General features: G+C 71.4%; 21 protein-coding genes and 3 pseudogenes. 11 read left to right on the top strand and 13 right to left on the bottom strand.

Annotated elements, in window-relative coordinates; genetic code table 11:
* Positions 1 to 47: 47 nt before the first annotated feature.
* Positions 48 to 1,223 carry an FAD-dependent monooxygenase gene (locus tag AC07CM_RS17330; RefSeq protein WP_478877231.1) on the top strand — a complete coding sequence of 392 codons (1,176 nt, stop codon included), beginning with the start codon at positions 48 to 50 and terminating at the stop codon, positions 1,221 to 1,223.
* A 10-nt stretch (positions 1,224 to 1,233) separates the two neighbouring features.
* Positions 1,234 to 2,139, top strand: coding sequence for a Gfo/Idh/MocA family protein (locus AC07CM_RS17325; protein WP_478877230.1), 906 nt, complete (start codon positions 1,234 to 1,236; stop codon positions 2,137 to 2,139).
* Here AC07CM_RS17325 and lnt read toward each other — a convergent pair.
* Positions 2,063 to 3,631, bottom strand: coding sequence for an apolipoprotein N-acyltransferase (gene lnt / locus AC07CM_RS17320; protein ID WP_478877229.1), 1,569 nt, complete (start codon positions 3,629 to 3,631; stop codon positions 2,063 to 2,065). The two genes, AC07CM_RS17325 and lnt, sit on opposite strands and share 77 nt — an antisense overlap.
* Positions 3,632 to 3,715: 84 nt before the next feature.
* Positions 3,716 to 4,192 carry a nuclear transport factor 2 family protein gene (locus AC07CM_RS17315; RefSeq protein ID WP_478877228.1) on the bottom strand — a complete coding sequence of 159 codons (477 nt, stop codon included), beginning with the start codon at positions 4,190 to 4,192 and terminating at the stop codon, positions 3,716 to 3,718.
* Positions 4,193 to 4,520: 328 nt separating this feature from the next.
* Here AC07CM_RS17315 and AC07CM_RS17310 point away from each other — a divergent pair, with 328 nt between their 5' ends.
* Positions 4,521 to 5,198, top strand: coding sequence for an SMI1/KNR4 family protein (locus tag AC07CM_RS17310; RefSeq protein WP_478877227.1), 678 nt, complete (start codon positions 4,521 to 4,523; stop codon positions 5,196 to 5,198).
* 69 nt (positions 5,199 to 5,267) lie between these two features.
* On the opposite strand, the gene AC07CM_RS17305 is transcribed toward AC07CM_RS17310, so the two are convergent.
* The 3 genes from AC07CM_RS17305 to AC07CM_RS17295 all read right to left on the bottom strand — a co-directional run bounded on the left by AC07CM_RS17305 (position 5,268) and on the right by AC07CM_RS17295 (position 9,239).
* The gene (locus tag AC07CM_RS17305) at positions 5,268 to 7,238 is read right to left on the bottom strand and encodes a hypothetical protein (RefSeq protein ID WP_478877226.1); all 1,971 of its coding nucleotides are present in this window, start codon (positions 7,236 to 7,238) and stop codon (positions 5,268 to 5,270) included.
* A 631-nt stretch (positions 7,239 to 7,869) separates the two neighbouring features.
* Positions 7,870 to 8,049: a hypothetical protein gene (locus tag AC07CM_RS17300; protein ID WP_478877225.1), complete on the bottom strand. Its 180-nt coding sequence runs from the start codon at positions 8,047 to 8,049 to the stop codon at positions 7,870 to 7,872.
* A 314-nt stretch (positions 8,050 to 8,363) separates the two neighbouring features.
* Complete coding sequence (locus AC07CM_RS17295; protein ID WP_478877224.1) at positions 8,364 to 9,239, bottom strand: undecaprenyl-diphosphate phosphatase; 876 nt, start codon at positions 9,237 to 9,239, stop codon at positions 8,364 to 8,366.
* Positions 9,240 to 9,462: 223 nt separating this feature from the next.
* On the opposite strand from AC07CM_RS17295, the pseudogene AC07CM_RS17290 reads away from it, so the two are divergent.
* Positions 9,463 to 10,362, top strand: a pseudogene (locus AC07CM_RS17290) (Gfo/Idh/MocA family protein); the annotation flags it as partial.
* 137 nt (positions 10,363 to 10,499) lie between these two features.
* Here AC07CM_RS17290 and AC07CM_RS17285 read toward each other — a convergent pair.
* Positions 10,500 to 10,970, bottom strand: a complete 471-nt coding sequence (locus AC07CM_RS17285; protein WP_478877223.1) for a winged helix-turn-helix transcriptional regulator — start codon at positions 10,968 to 10,970, stop codon at positions 10,500 to 10,502.
* 119 nt (positions 10,971 to 11,089) lie between these two features.
* Here AC07CM_RS17285 and AC07CM_RS17280 point away from each other — a divergent pair, with 119 nt between their 5' ends.
* Positions 11,090 to 12,259 (top strand): thiolase family protein, encoded by a 1,170-nt coding sequence (locus tag AC07CM_RS17280; RefSeq protein ID WP_478877222.1) that lies wholly within the window; start codon positions 11,090 to 11,092, stop codon positions 12,257 to 12,259.
* Positions 12,260 to 12,263: 4 nt separating this feature from the next.
* Here the strand turns inward: AC07CM_RS17280 and AC07CM_RS17275 are convergent, their stop codons facing one another.
* Positions 12,264 to 13,031 (bottom strand): TVP38/TMEM64 family protein, encoded by a 768-nt coding sequence (locus AC07CM_RS17275; RefSeq protein ID WP_478877221.1) that lies wholly within the window; start codon positions 13,029 to 13,031, stop codon positions 12,264 to 12,266.
* A gap of 135 nt (positions 13,032 to 13,166) precedes the next feature.
* Positions 13,167 to 14,318: a glutathione-independent formaldehyde dehydrogenase gene (locus AC07CM_RS17270; RefSeq protein ID WP_478877220.1), complete on the bottom strand. Its 1,152-nt coding sequence runs from the start codon at positions 14,316 to 14,318 to the stop codon at positions 13,167 to 13,169.
* 258 nt (positions 14,319 to 14,576) lie between these two features.
* Here AC07CM_RS17270 and AC07CM_RS17265 point away from each other — a divergent pair, with 258 nt between their 5' ends.
* The 3 genes from AC07CM_RS17265 (at position 14,577) to AC07CM_RS17255 (ending at position 17,721) form a co-directional block, all read left to right on the top strand.
* Complete coding sequence (locus tag AC07CM_RS17265; RefSeq protein ID WP_478877219.1) at positions 14,577 to 15,299, top strand: DNA alkylation repair protein; 723 nt, start codon at positions 14,577 to 14,579, stop codon at positions 15,297 to 15,299.
* A 283-nt stretch (positions 15,300 to 15,582) separates the two neighbouring features.
* Positions 15,583 to 16,767 (top strand): elongation factor Tu, encoded by a 1,185-nt coding sequence (gene tuf, locus AC07CM_RS17260; protein ID WP_478877218.1) that lies wholly within the window; start codon positions 15,583 to 15,585, stop codon positions 16,765 to 16,767.
* Between the two features lie 108 nt (positions 16,768 to 16,875).
* On the top strand, positions 16,876 to 17,721 hold the full coding sequence (locus AC07CM_RS17255; RefSeq protein WP_478877217.1) for a spermidine synthase: 846 nt from the start codon (positions 16,876 to 16,878) through the stop codon (positions 17,719 to 17,721).
* Here the strand turns inward: AC07CM_RS17255 and AC07CM_RS17250 are convergent.
* From AC07CM_RS17250 to AC07CM_RS17240, 3 genes and pseudogenes are all read right to left on the bottom strand, one after another.
* A pseudogene (locus AC07CM_RS17250) lies at positions 17,683 to 17,946 on the bottom strand (MFS transporter); the annotation flags it as partial. The gene AC07CM_RS17255 and the pseudogene AC07CM_RS17250 overlap by 39 nt on opposite strands.
* Before the next feature lie 177 nt (positions 17,947 to 18,123).
* Positions 18,124 to 18,927: a snapalysin gene (gene snpA, locus AC07CM_RS17245; RefSeq protein WP_478877216.1), complete on the bottom strand. Its 804-nt coding sequence runs from the start codon at positions 18,925 to 18,927 to the stop codon at positions 18,124 to 18,126.
* A gap of 552 nt (positions 18,928 to 19,479) precedes the next feature.
* Positions 19,480 to 20,134, bottom strand: a pseudogene (locus tag AC07CM_RS17240) (MFS transporter); the annotation flags it as partial.
* A gap of 151 nt (positions 20,135 to 20,285) precedes the next feature.
* On the opposite strand from AC07CM_RS17240, the gene AC07CM_RS17235 reads away from it, so the two are divergent.
* The gene (locus AC07CM_RS17235) at positions 20,286 to 20,624 is read left to right on the top strand and encodes a hypothetical protein (protein ID WP_478877215.1); all 339 of its coding nucleotides are present in this window, start codon (positions 20,286 to 20,288) and stop codon (positions 20,622 to 20,624) included.
* Between the two features lie 55 nt (positions 20,625 to 20,679).
* Here AC07CM_RS17235 and AC07CM_RS17230 read toward each other — a convergent pair whose 3' ends face one another.
* Positions 20,680 to 21,693, bottom strand: a complete 1,014-nt coding sequence (locus AC07CM_RS17230) for a DUF8017 domain-containing protein (RefSeq protein WP_478877214.1) — start codon at positions 21,691 to 21,693, stop codon at positions 20,680 to 20,682.
* 115 nt (positions 21,694 to 21,808) lie between these two features.
* On the opposite strand from AC07CM_RS17230, the gene AC07CM_RS17225 reads away from it, so the two are divergent.
* Positions 21,809 to 22,261, top strand: a complete 453-nt coding sequence (locus AC07CM_RS17225) for a DUF4442 domain-containing protein (RefSeq protein WP_478877213.1) — start codon at positions 21,809 to 21,811, stop codon at positions 22,259 to 22,261.
* A 58-nt stretch (positions 22,262 to 22,319) separates the two neighbouring features.
* Here AC07CM_RS17225 and galU read toward each other — a convergent pair whose 3' ends face one another.
* On the bottom strand, positions 22,320 to 23,273 hold the full coding sequence (galU, locus tag AC07CM_RS17220; RefSeq protein WP_478877212.1) for a UTP--glucose-1-phosphate uridylyltransferase GalU: 954 nt from the start codon (positions 23,271 to 23,273) through the stop codon (positions 22,320 to 22,322).
* 392 nt (positions 23,274 to 23,665) lie between these two features.
* Here galU and AC07CM_RS17215 point away from each other — a divergent pair, with 392 nt between their 5' ends.
* Positions 23,666 to 25,486 (top strand): RICIN domain-containing protein, encoded by a 1,821-nt coding sequence (locus tag AC07CM_RS17215; protein ID WP_478877211.1) that lies wholly within the window; start codon positions 23,666 to 23,668, stop codon positions 25,484 to 25,486.
* Positions 25,487 to 25,523 lie beyond the last annotated feature (37 nt).

Here is a 25,523-nt window from a genome sequence, read left to right as displayed (position 1 = left end):
CTGTAGTACAGTCGAAGGAACTACAGCTGTAGTTTCCAGGAGGCGTCATGACACAGTCGGCACGCGCGCTCGTCATCGGCGGCGGCATCGGAGGCCTGACCGCGGCCGCGGCCCTGCATCAGCGGGGCTGGGACGTCACCGTGCTGGAGCGGTCCCGCTCACTGGAGCCGGTGGGCGCGGCCATCTCGCTCGCCCCGAACGCCCTGCGCGCCCTGGACGTCCTCGGCATCGGCGACGAGATCCGCGACCTGGCCGCCTGGCAGGGCGACGGAGGCCTGCGCACCCCCGGCGGACGCTGGCTGTCCCGCTCCAGCGCGGAGGCCGCCGCCGCCAGGTTCGGCGGCCCCCTGGTCCTGCTGCCCCGCACCACCCTCGTCGGCCGCCTCGCCGCCCTGCTCCCGCCCGGCACCGTCCGTACGGCGGCCCCCGCGGCCCTCGCCGAGCCCGGGGACGGCACCCGCCCGGCCCGCGTGACCACCGGCGGCGAGGAACTGGAGGCGGAGCTGGTGGTCGGCGCGGACGGCATCAACTCCCGCGTACGGAGCGCGCTGTTCCCGCACCACCCGGGCCCGGTGTACGCCGGGTTCACCACCTGGCGGCTCCTGATCCCGGTGCCCGGCGTGGAGTTCGCCTCCCACGAGACCTGGGGCCGGGGCCGCATCTGGGGCACCCACCCGCTCGAGGACGGCCGCGTCTACGCCTACGCGGCCGCGATGACCCCGCCGGGGGAGCGGGCACCGGACGACGAGAAGGCCGAACTCCTGCGCCGGTTCGGGAACTGGCACGACCCGATCCCCGCCGTCCTCGCGGCGGCCCGCCCCGAGGACGTGCTGCGCCACGACGTCCACCACCTCGCCGAGCCCCTGCCCGCCCACCACTCGGGCCGCGTCGCCCTCCTCGGCGACGCCGCCCACGCCATGCCGCCGACCCTCGGCCAGGGCGGCAACCAGGCCGTCGAGGACGCCGTCGTCCTGGCCCACCACAGCGGCGATCTGAGCGCCTACACCGCCGCCCGCCTCCCGCGGACCACCGCGATCGCCCGCCGGGCCGTCCGGGTGGCCCGCCTCAACATGGCCGGCAACCGCGTCGCCGTCGCCGTACGCGACACGGCGATCGCCGCCCTCTCCAAGGCCGGTCCCGCGCTCTTCCTGCGCGGCTTCGAGGGCATCGCCGACTGGCGGCCGCCGTATGCTTCCGGGGAAGCAGGCGCAGGCAAGCGGTAGGGGAGAGCACGTGAAGGTCGGCTGCATCGGACTCGGGGACATCGCGCAGAAGGCGTACCTGCCGGTGCTGGGCACACAGCCGGACGTCGACCTCCACCTCCAGACCCGCACGCCCGCCACCCTGGACCGGGTCGCGGACTCGCTGCACCTGCCCCGGGAACGACGGCACCCGATCCTGGACTCCCTGCTGGACGCGGGCCTCGACGCGGCCTTCGTGCACGCGCCCACCACCGCCCACCTCGAGATCGTCACCCGGCTGCTGGAGGCGGGCGTACCCACGTACGTGGACAAGCCGCTCGCCTACGACCTCGCCGACTCCGATCGGCTGGTGACCCTGGCCGAGCGGCGGAACGTCCCGCTCTTCGTCGGCTTCAACCGGCGTTACGCCCCCGCCTACGCGCAGTGCCTGGATCACCCGCGCGAGCTGATCCTCATGCAGAAGAACCGGATCGGGCTGCCCGAGGAACCGCGCTCGATGATCCTCGACGACTTCATCCACGTCGTGGACACCCTGCGGTTCCTGGCGCCGGGTCCGGTCGACGACGTGACCGTGCGCGCCCGCACCGAGAACGGGCTGCTCCACCACGTCGTCCTCCAGCTCGCCGGGGACGGCTTCACCGCGCTCGGCGTGATGAACCGGCTCAGCGGCTCCGCCGAGGAGATCCTCGAGGTCTCCGGGCAGGACACCAAGCGTCAGGTGCTCAACCTCGCCGAGGTCGTCGACCACAAGGGGCAGCCGACGGTGCGCCGGCGCGGCGACTGGGTCCCGGTCGCCCGGCAGCGGGGCATCGAGCAGGCCGTCCTCGCCTTCCTCGACGCCGTGCGCGCGGGCAAGGTGCTCAGCGCCCGGGACGCACTGGCGACTCACGAACTGTGCGAGCGGGTGGTGCGAGCGGTGCTGCCCGACGCAGCCTGAGCGCCCGTACGCCCTCGCCCACGCCCAGGGCGGCCAGCACCAGCAGCGCGCCGTACACCGGCCAGTCGCCGTAGCGGACGTACGGGGTGACGCCGTGCGCGAGCGGTACGTCGTACACCCGGGCGGTGCTCGCGTCCGTGCCCAGCCACGGGCCGATGAGCTGCCCGCCCGGGCCGTAGACGGCGGAGACGCCGGTCAGGGTCGCGTGCACCATCGGACGGCCGGTCTCGGCGGCGCGCAGCGCGGCCAGCGAGGCGTGCTGTTCGGGCGCCCAACTGCCCTGGAAGGTCGAGGTCGAGGACTGGCCGAGGAGCAGGTCCGCGCCGTCCTCGGCGAGGTGGCGGCTCATGTCGGGGAACGCGGTCTCGAAGCACACCAGCGGGCCGACCCGCAGCCCGTGCCCGACGTTCATCACGACCGGCTCGGTGCCGCGCCGCCGGTCTTCGCCGGCCGCCCTGCCGACCGAGGTGGCCCAGCCCAGCACGGAGCGGGCCGGTATGTACTCGCCGAACGGGATGAGCCGCATCTTGTCGTAGCGCTCGCCGGTCGGGCCGTTCGGGCCGACGAGCACGGAGCTCTTGTAGATGCCGGGCCGGTCGGAGCGGCGGGCATCCACGTTGACCAGCACGTCGGCGCCTGTCTGCCGGGACAGCGCGGCGACCCGCCGGGCCAGGTCGGGCCGGTCCCGCAGGTCGAAGCCGATGCTGGACTCGCCCCAGACGACCAGGTCGACGCCCTGCCCGGCGAGCCGCCGGGTCAGCTGCTCCTCACGGTCGAAGCGCTTGTCGCCGCTGTCGCGCCCGTCGACGACACCCGGCTGGACGACCGCGATCCGTACCCCGCCCTCCAGTTCCGGGCGGGGCGCCCACGCCCAGGAGGCCGAGGTCGCGGCGGCCGTGGCGACCAGCGAGGCCAGCGCGGGCACCCGGGACTCCCGCACGGACACCAGCACCGTGACCGCCACGTTCACGACCACGACCAGGAAGCTGAGCAGCCACACCCCGCCCACCGAGGCCAGCCGCAGCGCCGGGCCCACCTGCCACTGGCTGGCGCCGAGCATGCCCCAGGGCCCGCCGAGGGCCTGCCAGGAGCGGACCAGCTCCACCGCGAGCCACGCCGACGGCAGCACCAGCAGGGCGGCCGCGCCACGCCCCGGTGACGGCACCCCGCCGAGGAACCGCCGGACCAGCCAGCCCCAGGGGGCCCACAGCACGCCCAACAGAGCGGCTATCACGAAGAGGAACACGTTCAGGCTCGGCAACAGCCAGTGGTGCACGGCCACGATGAACCCGAAGCCGCCGCACCAGCCGTCGTACAGCGCCCGCCGCCCGGTCGGCGCCGAGCGCGCCAGCAGGATCCACGGGACCAGGGCGACGTAGGCGAACCACCACAGCGAGGGCGCGGGGAAGGCGAACACGGGCAGGGCGCCCGCGAGGGCGACGGCGCACGAGCGCCGCCAGGGGGAGTTCAGCCAGCGGTCGATCGTCCTCATAAGGAGTCTCCCTACCCAGCGCTGCCTCCAGTGTGCGCGCCGGAAGCGATCTCCGACAGGGGGCGCAGGGGCCGCCCGGGCGGCTCACTCGGGCACGGCCGCCGGGCTGCGCTCGGGCATCCTGCGCCACTTCTCCTGCACCACGACCTGGCGCAGCCGCCAGCCCTGCGGCGTGCGCAGCAGCCCGAAGTCGTACCGGCCGCCGCACTCCAGGTCCGGCGCGCCGGAGCCGTCGGCGAACCGCATGGGGTTGATGTAGTCGGCCCGCACGCGGGCGGTGTCCCCGGTGTCGTGCTCCAGGGTCCCGAACCGCACCCGCCGGTTGACGATCAGATGCTGCCGCATCGCGAACAGCTCCAGGCTCTCCGCGAGCCACCCGGCCACCCGGCCGGCCTCGCCCTCGATGCCGCCGGCGGAACGGTAGTCGGCCCGCCCGTCCGCGGTGAACAGTCCGCGGTACGCCGCCCAGTCACCGTCGTCCACGGCCACCGCGTACTCGGTGACCAACTCGTCCACGGCCAGCCGGTCCATCACGGTAGCGAGCTCCACGCGCTGCGTCATCGGCACAGTTTTGGGCACCGGGGGCCAGGTGCCAAGAGGCACGCCGGATATTCGGTGGTGCGGGGGAGGCCGGGCGGCCGAATCCGTCCTCGTGAACACTGGTTCAGCCTTCACGCCCCCTCGTACTTCGGCGCTCCGGGGGTGCCTCCTCCAACGACTTCGTCGCGGAGGGAGAGCAGGGCGCATACAAGCGCCGCGTGCCTGGAGCTTTCCCCGTTTGACCATCCCGGCCGACCAGAATGAGCGGCCTCCCAGAACTGTCGGGGTGCATCCCGGCGCACCCGGTCGGCCAAGAGGTCTGGGACTCGTCTGCGAGTACGCTGCCGGCATGACCGACGACATAGGACGGATGCACGCCGAGTTACAGCCGATCGCCGCAGCCGTGTACCGGACGCAGGGAGCGTGCGAACGGATCGAGACCTGGCTTGGCCGGTACGCCCCGGCCTCCGCCGCCCTGCTGCGCTCGCCGGCCACAGCCGAGCAGATCGCGACCGCGGAGGACGCGATCGGGTACCGGTTCCCCCCTGCCCTGCGGGCGTGGTACCTGCTTCACGACGGCTCGGCCGGTGTCGACCCTGCGGACCCCGTCGCAAGCCACGGCCACGCAGACTGGCTGCCTGCCGGCAAAGGCTGGCTGCCCCTTCGATCCGTCCAGATCCAGTATGAACAGATGACGCAGCACTGGGAGCGCGAGCCGGGGTTGATCCCCTTCGCATACAACGCGGGTGACGGGTGGTTCGGCTACTACGTAGACGCACGCAAGGACGAGCAGGCCTACGGCAACGTCGGCACCTGGGCTGTCGACCAGGAGAGCGAACCCATCGGCCTGCCCCTTGCTGACTGGCTCGAAGAGATCGCGTCTGCCCTGGAAGAGCGGCGGTGCCTGCGCTACGCGGACGGTACGGAGGACGAGTTCAGTCAGCCGGTCATCCAGGGTGCGGGCCTGACCTGGATCGATCCGAGAGACGGCTTCAAGGACGGCATGACGTCTCTGCGGGATCTGTAAGAGAGACGCCAGCGGACGGCCTGCTGGTGACACACTCCGTCAGGCCGTCCGCTCTCGTCCGTCCGTGCTCTACGGTTTCGGCGTACACCTCACGGTTGCCTTGGTCGCGTCGCAATTCGCGAACTCGGGGAAGGCCACCCAGTACTGATCTTCGTCCAGCAGGTGGAACTTGCCGGCCGCCGCGAACGTACTGGAGAAGCCGCCCATCGATCCCGAGTTGATCCACGTCGACATGGAGGACCGTCCACAGAACTCCTTCCAGGTCGGCGCCGGCTGGCGGATCTCGTCGTACAGGTGCCACTCACCCTGCCTGACGCGGGTGGCGAAGGTCTGCACGCACCCGTCTCCAGACGTGACCGGGTTCAGGCCGCCGATGTTCGCCGGCATACCGCCGCTGTTGTAGGTCGACGCATAGGCGAACTCGTCGCAGGACCGGGTGTCATCGGAGCGCAGGTCCGGCAGCAACGTCGTGTCGGGGTTCCCCCTGGCGACGGCCCAGCCCTTCCCGTCTGTCTGGGGACAGATGACCTTGCGGTTGTCGTTGGGATCGCGCCGATGTTGGTTCAGCGTCTTGCCCGGCAGATATTTCATCGGCGCGCCGGCCGCCTTGCTACCGGGGTGGTTGGGCAGCTTCGACTGGACCAGCCAGCCGTGCGCGATGGCCGGCGGGTACTTCTTGAAGTTCATTACCCACGTCGGCGTGTAGGCCGAGAACACACAGCCGGGCCTACTGGCACTGGCCACCTTGTCACAGCGGATGTTGACGTCCGGTACCGAGGTGCCGAGGTCGCCGTCCCACTCCTTGATCGTGCTCGGTGTGGATGCGTGCCACTTCCACACCAGTTGGACGGAGTAGACGTTGCTGGTGTCCGTCCCTGTGGCGGTGTGGGTGAACGTGGCGTAAGTGCTGTGCAGGTCTGTGCCAGTGGTGCTCCACGTCGGTGGCGCGGACCAATCGGGTGCGCTGGTGGAACACTGCGGGGTGCAGGTGAACTCGGGCCGAACCGTCAACGGACCCCATTCGGACTGCTTGCCTTCGAAGTCCTTGAAGTAGACCGGAACCAGCCACCACCGCTGCTGAAACGTGGTCGCCTGCGGGTCCGGCTTCACCTGGATCTCGGAGGCGAACATGGCGTCACCCACGAGGATCGTCTGCCCGTTGGGCAGGTTGCTGTAGGTGTAACTGTGCAGCGGTGTCGCCCGTTTCAGACATGCCTCGGTGCGCTTGACGTAGTCCTTGCCGGTGTTGAGGTTGTCGCACCAGGCGAAGAAGTTGCCGACCGATGCCCTGGCGGTCAGCTTCTTCTGCACGGCCGCCCGCTGGGCCTTCGTCAGCTCGCCCGGATTTCCGACAACCAAACAATTGATCTTGTCGGGTGCCATGCGTGTGCAGCCCTTGCCGAGCGGCGCCGGCAGGCTGTTCTTCGTCAGCGGCGTGGGCGGTGCGGGCATGTTCCGCTGAGCGACCTGCGGCTCCTGGTAGGCGTCCAGGTCGACACTCGGCGCCTGAGGATCCGGCTCGGGCAACTTGATGTCCACCGCGCGGTCACGGATCTTGAACTTCGCCCACGGCGACCATTCGGTCTCGTACAGAGCGCCGTCGTAGGCCGACGTGTGGAAGAAGTACGCGGTGTTCGGCTTCAGCCGGCCGTAGTCGACGGTGACCTGAGCCGTCTTGCCCGAGTCGACCATCGGCGACACCATGACGCCGAATTCGCTGTCGTTCAGCTTGACTCGGCTGCCCGGCTTCCCGTCGGCGCCGACGGTCCACACTTCGAAGGTCAGGTCCGCCTTGTCCTTGTCCGGGTCTGTCACTGTGTTCCGCAGGGTGACTGTGGAGCGGTCCACCTGCCACACGCCCGAGGTCTCATGGAACGTCGGGCCCGCGGACGGGTTCTTCCCTGATTCCGGCCGACCGTTCGCGGCGATGGTGACCCGTTCTGGGCCGGCGGCCGGCCTTGCTGCCGGCGAGGTGGGCTCGACGCCGGAAGTGGCCGCCGACGCCGTTCCTTGTGCGGATAACGGCACGAGCGCCAGCACGATCGCGCACAGGGCGGCGTGGGAGTGGAAACGGCGGTTGCTGAACCACCGTGCGGTCTTTCGCACGAAAGCCTGTGTCCTTCCCCGTAGAAGCTTCAAACATGTGTGCGAATAGGTGCACAAGTGTCAGACCGTACGAGGGGGTTCGGGGAGTCGAGAGAGTGTTACCGGACAGCCGCAGGTTTGGCTGAAGCTGTTGAGTACGTGCTCAGCGCATCGAGGGATGGCGCTCAAGTCCGCGGGCGGCACGCCTACTGCGGACAGGGCTTCCGACGGCCATGGACCCTACGTGAGCTGTTGACGCAGCGTCGATGGCAGCGATTTCGTGCGCCAGGTCAGCCGGTCGATGAAGTGATCAGGCGCGGTTGCTGGAACCAACGAAGTAAGATCCGCCCAGCCCCGGCTGGGAGCCCACCCCGCTCGACAGATCGGTGGGAAGACCGCGGTCTGATGCAAGCGGTGGCGAGTCCGCGTAGTTGCGCACTCCGAAGAGGCAGCCGAAGGCCGCGTAGCCGGACTCGTCATACAGCGGCCAAAGATCGATGGCGGCTCCCCGCGGCTCGCCGTCGCAGTAGTCGGTGTCGATGTCGCGACTTCGATCCCGAAAGTCTTGGTGCAGGCGCTGCGGAATCTAGGCCGCCTTGATGACCTCCCCGCGGATCGCCTCGGCCCACTCGACCACCAACAGTTCGTACTCCGCGCGTTCCTGGGCCGACAGGGTGCCGCCCGCACGCAGCCACAGCGCCCGGATCTGCTCGTTCACCTCGGCGGCAGAGCGCACGGAACCAGGGGGCATGGAATCGGGGGACATGCGGACAAGCCTAGGGGCAAGCACTGACAGTGCGCTACCGAACGGCTACGGAGAACGTATGGGGTTGGTCACCGCCGGAGCGCGCCGCCGTGCCCGGTCCGGCCGGACCGGGAGGCATATGCCCTGGAGAGCTGCCGGGTGGGGGAGGGTGCGGGTTGAAGTGAAGTGCCGGGCGCGGTACGCCCGTTCATCGCCTCAGTGCCGCCGAACGAGCAGGCCAGGGGTACTTCGGTGGCTCGCGGGGCGGCCCGGAGGGGCGGTCGTGCCGCGTGGGTGCGGGAGATGTCCGAAACGGCGGTGCGGCGGTGGGCCGATCAGCTCGCCGACTCCGCCGCGTGCGGGCTCAGGACGCCCGCCGTCACGAGCGCGATGATGACGATGCCGAGCGTGACGCGGTACCAGACGAACGGCATGAAGCTCTTGTTGGAGATCCACTTCATGAACCACGCGATCACCGCGTACCCCGACGCGAACGCGATCACCGTCGCGAACAGGGTCGGGCCCCACGCCACATCGCCGTTGCCCACCGAGTCCTTCACCTCGAAGACCCCGGACGCGAGCACCGCCGGGACGGCCAGCAGGAAGGAATAACGGGCCGCGGCCTCGCGCCGGTAGCCCATGAACAGGCCGCCGCTGATGGTGGCGCCGGAGCGGGAGACGCCGGGGACGAGGGCGCAGGCCTGGCAGAGGCCGTAGATCAGGCCGTCCTTGACGCCGAGGTTCTCGAGCGCCTTGCGCTGCTTGGGTGCCCGGTGCCGGCCGCCGGTCTCGTCGCGGGCGGCCAGGCGGTCCGCGACGCCGATCACCAGGCCGACGACGATCAGCATCGTCGCGGTGATCCGCAGATCCCGGAACGGCCCCTCGATCTGGTCCTTGAGGGTCACGCCGAGCACGCCGATCGGTATGGAGCCGACGATCACCAGCCAGCCCATCTGGGCGTCGTGGTCCCGCCGCATCGCCTTGTCGAACAGGGACCGGAACCAGGCCGAGACGATCCGCCCGATGTCCTTGCGGAAGTAGATCAGGACCGCCGTCTCCGTACCGATCTGGGTGATCGCCGTGAAGGCCGCCCCGGGGTCCTTCCAGCCCGAGAAGGCCGCGGTCAGCCGCAGGTGCGCACTGGAGGAGACCGGGAGGAACTCGGTCAGCCCCTGGACGAGTCCGAGGACGAGGGATTCAAACCAAGACATGGAGGTACGGCGTCCAAGTGCTGATGGGCTACGTGGTGATCATGTGACGAAGGCAGCGTAGCGGGCCCAGATGGCGGGCGGCGCACAGGGGTTGGTGCTCGCCCCCGTCCCCGGGTGTTGACCCGCCCCGGCGGCGCCGCTTACGTTGCAGCGCAGGAGAAAGCGCTTGCTGCACCCGCCGCACCGCGCCCGCCCCGTTCCCGGAGGAGTGCTGAACCAGCCCATGCACCGCTCTTCCCAGCCGCCCCTGCACCGCTCTTCCCACCCGCCCGTGCCCCGCTCTTCCCACCCGCCCCAGCCCCGCCCCCGTAACCCTCGCTCGACCGCCCCGTTCACCGGCCGACGCATCCGGGCCGCCGTCGTCGGCACCGGGGCCATCGGGCGCGGATCGCATCTCCCCGCGCTCGCCCGGCTCGCCGAGGAGGGGGAGACCGAGGTCGTCGCCGCCGTCGACATCGACAAGGGCGCAGTGGAGGCCTTCTGCGCCACGGCCGGCATCCCGCACGCCTACACCGACCTGGACCGGATGCTCGCCGAACAGCGGCCCGACCTGGTCACCATCTGCACCCCGCCGACGCTGCACCGCGCGCAGACGGTGGCCGCGCTGCGCGCCGGGGCCGGGGTGTGGTGCGAGAAGCCGCCGGTGCCCTCACTCGCCGACTTCGACGCGATCGAGGCCAAGGAGGGGGGAGACGGCGGGCCGTACGCGTCGATCGTCTTCCAGCACCGCTTCGGCTCCGGGGCGCGGCATGTGCGGCGACTGCTCGCCGAACGGGCGATGGGGCGCCCGCTGGTGGCCCACTGCCAGACCACCTGGTACCGGGACACCGCCTACTACGCCGTGCCCTGGCGGGGCCGCTGGCACACCGAGGGTGGCGGCCCGGCGATGGGGCACGGCATCCACCAGATGGATCTGCTGCTGGACCTGCTCGGGCCGTGGAGCGACGTGCGGGCCATGGCCGGACGGCTGGTGCACGACGTGGAGACCGAGGACGTCTCCACCGCGCTGGTCCGCTTTGAGAGCGGTGCGCCGGCGACCGTCGTCAACAGCGTGCTGAGCCCCGACGAGGTCAGCCGCATCCGCATCGACTGCGAACGCGCCACAGTGGAACTGACGCACCTCGCCGACGCCGTAGTACGGGCCGAACGCCCCTCGGAACACGGGAAGTTCGGGATGTGCGGGCGGCTGGAGGTCTACCCGGAGCCGTAGGCCCGGTCGCCGGGCTCCCGCCCGTCCCGCGGGTCACCCGACCGGGATCCTCATGCCGCCGTGGGTCCCTGCACCGTCCAGCCCGGCGCCTGCGGGTGGGCCTTCAGGTCCTCGTGGCGCACCGGGGCGCCGCAGGCCTCGCAGGTGACCCGCGGGACCAGTTCGTTGCCGCAGACGTGCTCGACGACCATGGGCAGGTCCTCGCCCTTGCGGAGATGGCGGTCGCCCCACTCCTTGAGGGTCATCAGGACCGGTTCCAGTTCCAGCCCCGCCTGCGTGGCCCGGTACTCGAAGCGCTGCGGGCGCTCGCTGTAGGCGCGCTTGGTGAGGATGCCGGCGTCCACGAGCCGGCGCAGACGCGTGGCCAGGATGTCGCGCGGGGCGCCGATGTTGCGCACCAGCTGGTCGAAGCGGCCGTTGCCCAGGCACACCTCCCGCAGGACCAGCAGGGAGTACTTCTCGCCGACCAGGGCGAGGGCGTCGGCGATGGAGCAGGGGCGCGGGTCTTTCGTGGCGGCCATGCGGCTCAGTCTAGGTGAGGGTTTGATTTTCCAACTTACCGAGTTATGGTGAGTTCGGATTTCCTACTCACTGGTAACCGAGCGCGCTGTCGCTCCGACGTCCGCGGGAGGCCCGCACCATGCGCGACGCAGTCATCGTCGAAGCCGTACGCACCCCCATAGGCAAGGGAAAGCCGAACGGCTCCCTCGCCCACGTCCACCCCGTGCAACTCCTGGCCCACACCCTGCGCGCCCTGGTCGAGCGCTCCGGCGTCGACCCGGCTCTGATCGACGACGTCATCGGCGGCACCGTCGACCAGGTCGGCGAGCAGGCCATGAACACCACCCGGTACGCCGTCCTCGCGGCCGGCCTGCCCGAGACGGTCCCGGCGACCACCGTGGACCGCCAGTGCGGCTCCTCCCAGCAGGCCGTGCACTTCGCCGCGCAGGGCGTCATCTCGGGCGCGTACGACCTGGTCGTCGCCTGCGGCGTGGAGTCGATGAGCCGGGTGCCGATGTGGTCGAACGTGCCTGCCGGCAAGGACCCGTTCGGCCCGGGCGTCGCCGAGCGCTACCCGGAGGGCCTGGTCCCGCAGGGCGTCAGCGCGGAACTGATCGCCGCCAAGTGGTCCCTCTCGCGCGCGCGGATGGACGAGTTCGCGGTCTCCTCGCACCACAAGGCCGCCGCCGCGTGGCAGGCCGGCCTCTTCGACGCCGAGGTCGCCCCGCTGGACGGCGTCGCCCGTGACGAGTGCGTACGGCCCGGCAGCACCCCGGAGATCCTGGCCGGACTCAAGCCCGCCTACTACGACCCCGCCTTCGCCGAGCGCTTCCCGCAGATCGAGTGGAACGTCACCGCGGGCAACGCGAGCCCGATCAACGACGGCGCCTCCGCCGTGCTGATCACCTCGAGCGAGACCGCGGCCCGGCTCGGCCTGCGCCCGCTCGCCCGCCTGCACGGGTTCTCCGTCACCGGATCCGACCCGCTGCTCATGCTCACCGGCGTCATCCCGGCCACCGAGAAGGTGCTCCGGCGGTCCGGGCTGACCCTCGACGACATCGACCTCTTCGAGATCAACGAGGCCTTCTCCAGCGTGGTCCTCGCCTGGCAGCAGGAGACCGGCGCCGATCTCGCCAAGGTCAACGTGCACGGCGGCGCCATCGCCCTCGGCCACCCGCTCGGCGCCAGCGGCACCCGGCTGACCACCACCCTGGTCCACGCGATGCGCGAGCGCGGCGCCCGCTACGCCCTGCAGACCATGTGCGAGGCGGGCGGACTCGCCAACGCGATGATCCTCGAAGGCGTCTGACGGCTCAGTGGCCCCGCAGGTGGTGGCGCTTGCGCCAGGCCACCACCGTGCCCGCCAGTGCCGGCAGCGCTATGGCGGCCATCGCGACCAGGAAGGCGGGCGAGGTCGGCGCCGAGGCGCGGGCGCCGGCGACCGCGTAGGCGGCCGTGTTGGGGATCGAGCCGACCGCCGTGGCCAGCAGGAACGTCAGCCAGCCCATCCGGGAGACGGCGGCGCAGTAGTTCGCCGCCCAGAACGGCACACCCGGGAAGAGCCGTGCCGCCAGCATCGAGCGGAACCCGTGCCGGCTCAGCTGCCCGTCGGCCGCCTTCAGCCAGCGGCCCCGCAGCAGCGGGCGCAGCGCGTCCTGCCCCAGCATCCGGCCCAGTCCGAAGGCCACCCCGGCCCCGAGCACCGTGCCCGCCAGTGCCGTCGACAGCCCCACCTGCGAGCCGAACAGCGCCCCCGCCGCCAGGTTCAGCAGCGGGCGCGGCACGAACGCCACCGTGCACAGCCCGTACGCCGCCGCGAACACGAGGGCCGCGGCGGCCCCGCCGAGCTGCGGCGGCCAGCCGTGCGTCAGCAGCCGCTGCGGCTCGAACAGCAGCACGCAGCACGCACCGGCCGCGAGCAGTGCCAGCAGCAGGGACAGCCGCGCGTACGGAGACAGCAGCGCGCGCTTGCAGCGGGCGGGTATCCCGGGCGGGGCCGGTATGGCCGCGGGGACGGCGAGCTCCGTGGCGGCGGCCCGGGGAGAGGCCGTGGCGGTGCCAGAGCGGTTGGCATCGAGCATCCGGCGACACTAACCGACGGAAGGGTGTGATCGCCGTCAAGTGTGTCGCATCACCGTCCCGGCCCGGCGGTGACAGCCGGCGGACGGCGGCGCGCGGCGAAGGGCCCGGGCACCCCTGGCGCCCGGGCCCGTGTCTCACGCGGCGAGAGCGTGACCGGGGTGGAGTACCACCTTGGTGTAGCCCTCGACCCGCTTATCGAACTTCTCGTACGCCTGCGGCGCCTGGTCCAGCGGCAGCTCGTGGGAGACCACGAAGCTGGGCTTGGCGCGCCCTGCGATGATCAGGTCGCGCAGCTGGCGGTTGTACCGCTTGACGTTGCACTGACCGGTGCCCATCTGCTGGCCCTTCTCGAACATCTTGCCGATGGAGACCAGCAGCTGGCCGTGCTTTGCGTGCTCGTCGGGTCCGCCCGGGTCGGAGGGGACGTACAGCCCCGGCACGCCGAGCATGCCGGTGGGGCGCACCGTCATGACGAGCTCGTTGAGGACGATGGCGGGTTCCTCGTGGCTGGCGTCGTGCGCCTGGGCCTGGTACCCGACGGCGTCCACGCCCTTGTCGGTTCCTTCACCTCCGGTCTGTTCCCTGATCTGCTCGGCCGGGTCTCCCTTGGTGAAGTCGATCGGGATGGCTCCGATCTCCTCCGCCTTGGCGAGCCGCTCGGGCACCCGGTCGACGGAGAAGACCTTCGCCGCGCCGCGCAGCAGCGCGGAGTAGGCGGCCATCAGCCCCACCGGTCCGGCGCCGTAGACGGCCACGCTCTCGCCGGGGGACACCTGGGCGAGTTCGCAACCGTGGTAGCCGGTCGGGAAGATGTCGGCGAGCAGCACGAAATCGGTCTCGAACTCCTCGCCCGGGGGCAGCTTCAGACAGTTGAAGTCGGCGTACGGCACCCGCAGCAGCTCGGCTTGGCCGCCCTTGTACGGGCCCATCGCCACATAGCCGTAGGCCCCGCCGGCGAAGCCCGGGTTGACCGTCAGGCAGAAGCCGGTCTTTCCGGCGAGACAGTTCTTGCAGAATCCGCAGGCGACATTGAAGGGCATCACGACGCGGTCACCCTTGGACAGGGAGGCCACGCCGCTGCCGACCTCCTCGATGATGCCGAGGTTCTCGTGTCCGAAGACGATGCCCGACTCGGCCGCCGTGCGGCCCTCGTACATGTGCAGGTCCGAGCCGCATATCGCGGTCGACGTGACGCGTACGAGGACATCGTTGGGATGCTGCATCTGAGGGTCCTGGACGTCCCTCACCGCCACACTGAAGGGCTCTTCGTAGACGACGGCTTTCACCTGTGTCACCTCCGCGTGGAACGCTGGATGACGGCGGCGAGGGGAAGGGCCGCTGCCGGGGGACGCACAGAAAGGCCCGGGCCTCGGACTGCGCCGTGGCCCCCATGTGCCCGCTTCACCGCCGGTACTTCCAGGTAACCCCCGTACGGAGGGGGCCGCAACCCACGTGGACGGGGCCGGGTCCGTACCCCCGGCAGGCGGGTCGGATTCAATCGCGCGTTCGAATAAATGCTCCGCGCGCACAGTAGAGTGCGTTCCATGTCCCGCACAGGTGCGGCCCCGACGGACGTGCCGCGAAGCGTTCTCGCCGACTCCGTGCTGGAGCGGCTGACCGCCACGTACTCCGAGGCGGCCGATCCGGAGCGGGCCGCTTCGATGCGGGCGTACATGAAGGACGTGGCGCCCTTCCTCGGGATCCCCACCCCGGCCCGCCGCGCGCTGTCCCGCGCCGTTCTGGCCGGCACGCCCCGGCCCGGCGAGGCAGACTGCACCGCGATAGCCCTGCGCTGCTGGCGGCTGCCGGAGCGCGAGTACCACTACTTCGCCGTGGACTACCTGCGCCGCCACGCGCCCCGCTGCTCCTCCGCCTTCCTGCCCGTCGCCCGGCACCTGATCACCACCGTCCCCTGGTGGGACACCGTCGACCTGCTCGCCGTGCACGTCGTCGGCGCCCTGGTCGCGGCCGACCCCGGGCTCACGGCCGACATGGACGCCTGGATCACGGACGACGACCTCTGGGCCGCCCGTACGGCCCTGCTGCACCAGCTCCGCTACAGAGAACGCACCGACACCGAGCGGCTGTTCGGCTACTGCCTGCTCCAGTCCGGGCACCCGGACTTCTTCGTGCGCAAGGCCATCGGCTGGGCCCTGCGGGAGTACGCCAAGACCGACCCCGCGGCCGTACGGGACTTCCTGGCGCGGGAGCGGGGCCGGTTCGCGCCGCTGACCGTCCGCGAGGCGCTGAGGAACATCGGCTCCTGAGCCCCGGCGCCCGTCCCGCGAGGCCCACGCGCGTACCGCGAAAAACCATTCGACGCCGGACAAACCGTCGGCGATGATCGTCGACATGTTCCGGCACGCCTTCCTCCTCGCAGCATCCGCGGTCGCGGATGCCCCGAAGGCTGCCGTCCCGATCCTCGTGGCCGCTGTCGACGGCGCCCGAAGCTGACCCTCTCCGGATCGTCCGGCGGACCCCGCAGGGGGAGGGTCGGCGAATCCCCGGGGTCCCGCATTCCGTACGGCTGAGAGGCTTCGAGGTACAGCCATGTCCAAAACGGCATACGTGCGCACCAAGCCGCACCTGAACATCGGCACGATGGGCCACGTCGACCACGGCAAGACCACCCTGACCGCCGCCATCACCAAGGTCCTCGCCGAGCGCGGCACCGGCACCTTCGTGCCCTTCGACCGCATCGACCGCGCCCCGGAGGAGGCCGCCCGCGGCATCACCATCAACATCGCGCACGTCGAGTACGAGACCGACACCCGGCACTACGCCCACGTCGACATGCCGGGCCATGCCGACTACGTCAAGAACATGGTCACCGGCGCCGCGCAGCTCGACGGGGCGATCCTCGTCGTCTCCGCTCTCGACGGGATCATGCCGCAGACCGCCGAACACGTGCTGCTCGCCCGGCAGGTGGGCGTCGACCACATCGTCGTCGCCATCAACAAGGCGGACGCCGTCGGGGACGGCGAGGACGCTGTGCTGACCGACCTGGTCGAGCTGGAGGTCCGCGACCTGCTCACCGCGCAGGGGTACCCGGGGGACGCGGTGCCCGTCGTACGGGTCTCCGGGCTGCGGGCCCTGGAGGGCGAACCGCGCTGGACGGCGTCGATCGAGGCGCTGCTCGACGCGGTGGACACCTACGTGCCGATGCCCGAGCGGTACCTGGACGCGCCGTTCCTGCTGTCCGTCGAGAACGTCCTCACCATCACCGGCCGCGGGACGGTCGTCACCGGGGCCGTGGAGCGCGGCAGGGTTCGGGTCGGTGACCGGGTCGAGGTGCTCGGGGCGGACGTCGAGACCGTCGTGACCGGCGTGGAGACGTTCGGCAAGCCGATGGAGGAGGCGCAGGCCGGGGACAACGTGGCGCTGCTGCTGCGGGGTGTCCCGAGAGACGCGGTCCGCCGGGGGCACGTGGTGGCCGCGCCCGGCAGTGTGGTGCCCAGCCGGCGGTTCACCGCGCAGGTGTACGTGCTGTCCGCGCGGGAGGGCGGTCGGACGACGCCCGTGTCCACCGGCTACCGGCCGCAGTTCTACATCCGCACGGCGGACGTCGTGGGGAACGTCGACCTCGGTGAGGCGGCGGTCGCCCGGCCCGGGGAGACGGTGCGGATGACCGTCGAGCTGGGGCGGGAGGTGCCGCTGGAGCCGGGGCTCGGGTTCGCCATCCGTGAGGGCGGCAGGACCGTCGGGGCCGGGACGGTCGTCTCCGTCGGCTCGTGAGGATCGAGGTGTGCGGGGGACCGCGGGCCGGTCGTGGCCGGTCGCGCGGTGCCCCGCGCACCTGGGGTTTGTCCCCGCGCCGTGGGCCGTACCGGTGACAATGGATCCGTGACTGAAGCCATACCCGTGACCAGGGCCGTCGATCACGGCACCGCCAAGCTGATGCCCGACGTCGACCGGGAGCGGGCCTGGCTGCTCACCGTCGACGGGGCGCCGCAGTCGTACGTCGACCTGGACGAGCCCGCGCATCTGGAGTTCGAGTACACGCGGCGGCTCGGGTATGTGCTCGACACCGTGGGCGAGGCCGGGGCGGCGCTGGACGTGGTGCACCTGGGTGGAGGAGCACTGACGCTGCCCCGGTACCTCGCCGCCACCCGGCCGGGCTCGCGGCAGGACGTGGTCGAGGCCGACCGGGCGCTGCTGGACCTGGTCGTCGAGCGTCTGCCGCTTCCCGACGGCTCCGGTGTCGCGCTGCACGCCGCCGACGCCAGGGCCTGGCTCGAGGTCGCCCCGGGCGACTCGGCCGACGTGCTGATCGCCGATGTGTTCGGCGGCTCACGCGTCCCGGCCCACCTCACCACGCTCGCCTACGCCCAAGAGGCCGAGCGCGTGCTGCGACCCGACGGGGTCTATCTGGCCAACCTCGCCGACGCGGCGCCGTTCGGTTTCCTGCGCTCCCAACTGGCCACGTTCGCCGCCGTGTTCGAGGAGCTGGCGCTGATCGCCGAGCCGGGCGTGCTGCGCGGCCGGCGGTTCGGCAACGCGGTCCTTCTCGCCTCGCACCGGGCCGTCGACACGGCGGGCGTGGCCCGGCGCACGGCCGCCGACGCCTTTCCCGCCCGCGTCGAACACGGCCCGGGGCTGCGGGAGTTCATCGGCTCCGCCCGGCCGGTGCGGGACGCCGACGCCGTGCCCTCACCCGAGCCCCCCGACGGGGCTTTCGGCATCGGCTGAGGGCAGCCGGGTGGTGCTCGTCCACCCGGTGCGGCGGGTCGGCCTGCGGACGTCAGGGACCAGTAGGACCAGGGCGGTGACCAGGACGACCAGGCCCGCGCAGCCCCACAGGGAGGCGGTGCGCCCGAAGGCGGTCTCGGCGGGGCCGGCCAGGGCCGTGGCGAGGGGCATCAGCGAGACCGAGCCGAACCAGTCGTAGGCCGAGACCCGGGAGGGCTTGTCCTCATGCCGACATCTGTCACGACAGAGGCGGCGTGGCGTGCCCTGGTGGCGAGTTGGATGTCCAGTTCAGCCCGAGGGGGCGCCAGGTGACTCGGGCGTCACGGTGGTTGTCGGTCGTGGCAGGGTCCTTGGCGGTGTTCGGACTGTGCGTACTGCTGGGTGATCTGCTGTTGCCGTGGATCAGCCAACACGGATCAGGACTGGTGCCGGCGCGGTGATCGCGGGCGTGCCGGGAGCCTGGGCATCGCCACTGGTCGGTTCCCCGCCCTCACCGGCGACACCGCCTGCGAGGGGGCCGGTGGCTTCGGGTGATCGCGCCGTGTCCGGGGCCTGCCCGAGTCCGGTGGCCCACAGCTGGTCGACACGCGAGCGCTCGGTGACGTTCGGGGCGCGGTTGGTGCAGGACGGGCCGGCGCTGCCGCCCGACATCAGCTCGCTGCACGGCCCGCCGTAGTCGTCCGGCAGGCCCAGCACGTGCCCGGTCTCGTGGGTGACGACGCGGACCGAGTCGTACTGCTGGTTCTGGGTGTAGTCGAGGAAGACGTAGCCGCTTCCCCGGCCGTTGGCGGAGGTGTAGGAACCGCGCGGGTCGTTGCCCTCGCGGTAGGAGAAGTCGGCACCACCGGTCGACGCCTCCTGGAGCTTGACGTTGGACTCGGAGCTGTTCCAGATCGAGGCCGCGCTCGCTATCTGCGAACGGAAGCTCGGTGCCTGGGAGGCGTTGTAGTAGAGAGTCACCGCCTGCGCGTTCGGCTGGGCGGCACGCTTCTCGGCGACGGACTTGAGCACGGCCTCGAAGAACGCCTTGTTGTTCGCGGCCTCCTCAACCGACCCGGTGTACTGCGCCACGGAGGTACCGGTGGCACCGGACGGTGTGTCGGCCGTCTGGGCGCTGGCCGGCACCGCCGCGCCCAGCGCGCTGGAGGCCAGACCCAGGCCGAGAGCGAGGGCGAGGAGTCTCGCGGACGTTCGGGACGACTTCATGTGGGGGGCTCCTACTCACTCGGTGACGCCGAGCGCCCGGTGCACGGTCGACTCTGTGTGAACACCGGTTCCGAACTGCGGCGACGTCCTGTGGGTCGTCATTCTTAGAACGGCTGGACAGGGAGCGCAAAGGGTCCCCGCCACTACGTCGCCTCGTAGGTCCCGGGACCTCGCCAGGGCAGTGCACGGGTGTCCGGTCCGTACATGGCGGGCAGGAGGCGAAGCTGTCGCGGCGTCAGAAGCCTTGCATCACGGGGCAACGGACGGCCGGGCCGACCGGGGGAATCCCAGGACGCGCGGCGGGATCCACATCCGGGCCAAGACGGACAAATACTCGGATGTCTGCCATATCGCTTCTACTAAGCGTGCCGGTTTGTCGGCGAAGCGCTGTGACCGACGCCATAGAACATGAGCTTCCGTTTCTTTCGCGCCCCACCGGCCCCAGGGTGCCCGCCGGGGAGTCACCCTCGGCGCTTGGCGGCATCCCTCACCGCTGAGCCGCCGCCACTCAGTCCTGATCAAGACGGAGGCCGGGCCCGGCGAGTGGCGCCGGCGGGTCATCGGCAGGGCGCCGCCCATCGTGCCCGCGCCGAACGGGGCCGGCGCAAAGCCCCAGGGAACCGCCCCGCCGAGACTGTCGCGGGCCACGAGGGGGCCGTGGGCGGCGTCGGCCGCGCCGGCCACCGCGTTGGCGAGGGAGAACTGGACGACGATGCCCCACAGCCAGGGGCGGCCGATGAACTCCCGCCGGCCTTCCCGGAGATCGGCCGGCATGCCCTCGCCCGGTGCGTGCGGCGAGATGTGGCCGACGTCGAGGAAGGAGCGGAGGGCGCCGGCGAGGGCGAAGGCCGCCGCGTCGATCGCGAGCACCCGACCGGGGCAGATCGCCGCGAACCAGGGCACCGCCGAGCACGGCTCCGCCGAGGGCCGCTCCCTGCGTGGCCATGCGGAAGAGGGCGAACGCCCGGCCTGCCTGTTCCCCCCGCATCGACGACATCGGCATGCCCTCGGCCGCCGGGTCGAAGAACGCCTGCCCGGTCCCGCCGAGCGAGGTGAGCAGCATCATCTGCCACGACCGTGGCTCACCGGCCGGCACGAGCAGTGCTAAGGCTCCCTGGGACAGGCGGTTGAGGGCGTTGGCCGCGACCGTCACCCGGTGCCGGGGCGGCCGGTCCGCGACCGCGCCGCCGATGAGCAGGAACACCATCCGGTTTCCGGTGGTCCGCGCCGATCCCCAACTCGCCGCGCGTGTCGGTTTTTTGACTGTGGTGCGGGAGCCTTTAAGCTGAACTAGTCATGCTCATGACCATTTGTCATGGCGATGATGTATTTGCTCCACAAGAGAAGAAAGGAACTTCATGCGCAAGCATGTCGCGGCCCTCGTCGGTACGGTCGCGCTCCTCGGCGCGGCCGTACCGGCCGTGCTCGCCACGCCCGCCTCGGCCTCGTCGACGATCAGGTGTCAGGAGGTCGGGCAGCGCTACGTCCTGAAGAAGGACGCTCCGATCCACAAGACGCCGTCCCCGAGCGGCAAGGTGATCGGTCACGCGCTCAAGGGGCACCACGTGGTCTCCCACTACGAGTGCGACAACAGCCACGGCACCTGGGAGTGCATCTCCAACTGCCAGGTCTCCGACGACGGCCCGGGCTCGCTGTACGGCCACTGGATCTACCGGGGCTACCTCGGTCAGGCCTGATGCCCCGGGTGTTCCGGCCCACCGTGTCGCGGCGGGCCGGAACACCCCGGCGGGGTCAGTCGTTCGTCGGGGTTCCGTGCAGCCGGACCGTGCTGAGGACCTTCAGGACGGTCGCCCGGGGAACCTCGCCCTTCACGCCCGTGGCCCCGTAGAAGTCGAACGACACGTAGTCGTGGGCCGAGTTCTGGAAGCCGAACGTGAGCGCCTTGCCGTCGGTCACGCACTTGCCCTTGCGCGGCGTGTGGGCCGACTGGGCCCAGGCGTAGCTGCCCTGGATGCCCGAGGCGGTCTTGAAGGGCGTGGCCTTCTTGTCCCACGAGATGCTCTTCTTGTCCGGCATGGTGTAGCCGCCGTAGACCCACCAGGGCGGTGTGTTGATCGCGATCTCGTCCGTGTTCTTGGCACCGCTGGCGCCCTTGCTGCCCACGACCGCCAGCGGGGTGTCCTCGGTGCGGCCGTCCTTGTCGTCGTCGGACGTGCACCACTTGGCCTTGTACTGTGCCAGGCCCGACATCGTGATGCCCTTGTCCTTCTCGGTCTTCGGGAAGTCGAAGTTGACCGCGACGCCGGGGGACTCCACCTCCCAGTCCGACGGCACATCGAAGGCGATGCCCCACTTGGGGTTCACCACGACCTTCCAGCCCGCGATGGTCGGCTTCTCGCTCTCGTTGCCGCGCGGGTCGTCGTCCGAGCCGGACGGGGACGCGCTCGGATCCGAGGACGACGAGGTGGCCGGGCCGCTCGGCTTGTCGGCCTCGTCCTTCTTGTCCTTGTGGCCGAGCACCAGGAATCCGGTCACGCCCGCGGCCACCACCACGGCCGCGGCCGCCACGATCGCGACGACCTTCGTCCGGTTGCCGCCACCGCCGCCGCTACCGCCGCCCGGCTGGGGCTGCGGGAGACCCGCGGGTGCCGGCGCCCCCCACTGCGGCTGCTGCTGCGCATAGGGGCCGGGCTGTTGGTAGCCGGGCTGCTGGTACGGATTCGGCTGCTGGTACCCCGGCTGCTGGTACGGGTTGTGCTGCGGGTTCTGCTCGCCCCCGGGCGGCTGCTGCTGTCCTGGCCACATGGGCGCCCACACTAGCGGCGCCGGGGACACGATTCGGTCACTGCCCCTCGTCAGGGCTGTAGCGAAGCGCGCCCGGCTCTGGCCAGGCTCTGCTACTCGTGAGTAACATGTCGCCATGAGCGCAGACCAGATGTCGATCGGCGACATGCTCGCCGCCACCGTTCCCATGGCCCGGACGCTGAACCTCCAGTTCCTGGAGACCTCTCCGGAGCGGGCCGTGGTGTCCCTCCCGGACCAGGACGCGTACCACAACCACGTGGGCGGGCCGCACGCCGGCGCGATGTTCACGCTCGGGGAGTCGGCCAGCGGCGCCATCGTGCTGGCCGCGTTCGGTGACCAGCTGGCACGTGCCGTGCCGCTCGCCGTGCGGGCCGAGATCGCCTACAAGAAGCTGGCGATGGGTGCCGTCACGGCGACCGCGACGCTGGGCCGCCCGGCCGCCGAGGTCGTGGCCGAACTGGACGCGGGGGAGCGCCCCGAGTTCCCGGTGGCGATCGAGATCCGGCGCGCGGACGGAGCCGTGACGGGCGAGATGACGGTGGTGTGGACCCTGCGTCCCAACAGCTAGGACCCACATTGGACTCGGGGGAGGGACCCGGCCGGGTCCCTCCCGTCCTCGTGGCGCCTCAGGCGGCCCGGCGCCGCTCCCGAGCCCCGGCCTCGCCGCCCTCCAGCGCCGCCACGAACTCCTTGAGCCAGCCCTGGAACTCCGGTCCGAGGTCCGGGCGGGCGCAGGCCAGGCGGACCACCGTGCGCAGATAGTCGGCCTTGTCGCCGGTGTCGTAGCGCAGGCCGTCGAAGACCACCCCGTGCACCGTGCCGGTGGCCGCGAGGTCCTGGAGGGCGTTGGTCAGCTGGATCTCGCCGCCGCGCCCGGGCGGGGTGCGCTCCAGGACGTCGAAGACCGCGGGGTCGAGAACATAGCGGCCGATCACCGCGTAGCGGCTCGGCGCCCTCTCGGGCGAGGGCTTCTCGACCAGACCGGTGACGCGTACGACACCGTCCTCGCCGGTGGGTTCGACCGCCGCGCAGCCGTAGAGGTGGATCTGCGCCGGGGCGACCTCCATCAGCGCCACCACGCTGCCCGCGTACCGGTCCCGGACGTCCAGCATGCGGCTGAGCAGGGTCTCGCGCGGGTCGATCAGGTCGTCGCCGAGCAGGACGGTGAACGGCTGGTTCCCGACGTGGTGGCGGGCGCACAGCACGGCGTGGCCGAGGCCGAGAGGATCGCCCTGGCGGATGTGGTGGATGTCCGCGAGCCGCGCGGGATCGCGTACGGCGTCCAGGCGCACGGTGTCGCCCTTGGCCGCCAGCGCCTGCTCCAGCTCGAAGGCGTGGTCGAAGTGGTCCTCGATGGCCCGCTTGTGCCGTCCGGTGACCATCAGGATGTCGTCGAGACCGGCCGCGGCGGCCTCCTCCACGACGTACTGGATGGCCGGCTTGTCGACGACGGGCAGCATCTCCTTCGGCGTCGCCTTGGTCGCGGGCAGGAACCGGGTACCGAGCCCGGCGGCCGGGACGACGGCCTTGCGCACCGTGCGGGTGGAGGCGGGGGTCGCTGTGGAGTCGAGGGCGATCATGCGGCCATGCTGCGGCACGCGGATGAGAGCGCGCCGAGAGAAACGTGGGAACCGGCTGTGGGTGGTGGCCGAGAGGCGGGCGGGAAGTTGAAGATTCCGTGTGTCATTGGGCTCTGGGTGCACACAAGTTGCCCGTCGTACGACCGCCGCTTCGCGAGCGTATGGGGATACCGCCGGTAACTATTGTGCAATTTCCCTGAGTTCGCGGCCGGGGCATTCGAACTTCTTGTTTCCTGTAAGGCGCGTGTGCCAAGGTGAGCCTCCCCATGAGAGGGCAAAGGCCCGAGCCGAACAGTAGGCCGAGCCCCTCAGGTATGCACCAATCAGCCACTGCCTTCCGACAGGACGCCCTTTCGGACGCCGTCCTGCGGCTGGAAAGGAAATGGTGTTCCGTGCAGTCCCCCTACCCCCCACGCCCGCCGTTCCCGCCCTGCCCCGGTCCGCTGCCGGGAGAGTCCGACCGTGATCTCGTCGCCCGACTGGGCGGCCCCGACGACGGCCGTCATCACGCCGTCGCCCTGCTGCTGGCCCGGCACTGGCGGGCCACCCGTGACTACGCGATCGTCTGCCTGGCCACGGCCGGGCCCAACGCCCATCTGGTGGCAGCCGCCGCCTTCCACCAGGTGCTCGGCCGGCCGGCGGTCGGCGGCGCCCTGCGCCCGCGGCTGCTGGTGGCGGTCCGCGACACCGTCCGCGCCTGGGCCGCTGACGAGGGAGCGTGCGTGGTCCTGCCGGAATTGCGCAAACCCACCGGCGGTCGTGGTCTACGCGCGACGACGCCCGGCGCGCCCGAAAGGCGGCAACTCGCCGAACGCGCATTCCAGGCCCTGCCCGGCGCCTCCCAATGCCTTCTGTGGCATACCGAGGTCGAGGCCGAGCCCATAAACATACCCGCTGGTCTGCTGGGGGTTGACACGGTCACCGCCGCGACCGCCCTCGAGCGGGCGCGCGAGCAATTCCGGGCGGGCTGTGTACGCGCCCACCGGGAACTCGCGCCCTCCAGGGAATGCCGTTTCCACAACCGGCTCCTGGACGTGTCCCTGCGCCGCGGGGGCTCACTGCTGCCCGAAGTGCGGCAGCATCTGACGGTCTGCCGTCACTGCCGGTACGCCGCCGAACAACTCGGCCTTTTCGAAAGCGGCTTGGGCGTACTGCTCGCCGAGACCGTGCTCGGCTGGGGGGCCCGCCGCTATCTCGACTCACGCGCGGGCCGCTGCGCCCCCCAGGTGGGCCCGCCCCCACCCCACGCGGCACACCCGGCGGCGGGCGGCCGGCACCGCACCACGCCCGAGGGCAGGCGCCGTACGGCCCTGGCGGTCGGCGTCGGTCTCACCTCGCTCGCGCTGCTCGCCACCGTGCTGGTGGCCAAGGGCTGGTCCGATGACAGCGGTGTCCCGGGAGCCGACAGCACCTGGGGCGCCCCGGCCGGCCACGCCGGCCGGCCCGGCGCCGGCGATGCGGCCGGCGGGCGGTCCCTCGCCGCCTCCCCGTCCGCCGCCTCGGTCGGCGAGCCCGTCGAGGTCGCCCACGGCAGGCTGCGCAGCCTCGCCTCCGGCCGTTGCCTGGACGTCCGCGGCGGCCGGGTGGAGCCGGGCGCCGGCGCCCGGCTGGCGGAGTGCTCGGCCGCCGGGTCGCAGCAGTGGTCGTACGAGGACGACGGACTGCTGCGCAGCGCGGTCGATCCCACCCTCTGCCTCGCCGCCGACCCCGGGACGCGCGGCGTCGTGGTGTCCGGCTGCGTGGTGGCCGCCGGGGAGGTGTCGTACGACCTCACGGTCCGCGGCGAACTCCTGTTGCGCCGACCGGAGGGTCTCGCGCTCGCCCCGGAAGGCGGGGACCCGGCGGAGCGCGTGGTGGTCGCGGCCCGCGACGGCTCGAGCCGGCAGCGGTGGGTCCTCGAGCCGGAGGCCGCCGGGGTGGCACGGCCCGCGAGCCCTCGGGGCACGGGCGAATCGCCACGGCCCCGAGCCTCGGAGAAGGCCGCCGAACAGCCGCCCGGACTACCGGACAAGGACGTCCCGCGCGGGAAGACCGGGCACGGCCGCCGGCGGTCCGAGTCGGGGTACGAGACCCGGATCGCCCAGGTCGGCGCCCACCAGGATCCCCCTCCGGCGGAACCGGCCCCGCCCGGTGACCCGGTCGGCGCGCTCGTCTCGCCGGTCGCCGGAACCCTCGCCTCCGTGCCGACGGCCGTCGGCACGCTGCTCGGCTGAGGACCGAGGGCCGCCCCTACGGGTGGCCCTCGCCCGT

This window comes from Streptomyces sp. NPDC044061, from assembly GCF_056434305.1.
This window is presented reverse-complemented; position numbering and strand designations above follow the sequence as displayed.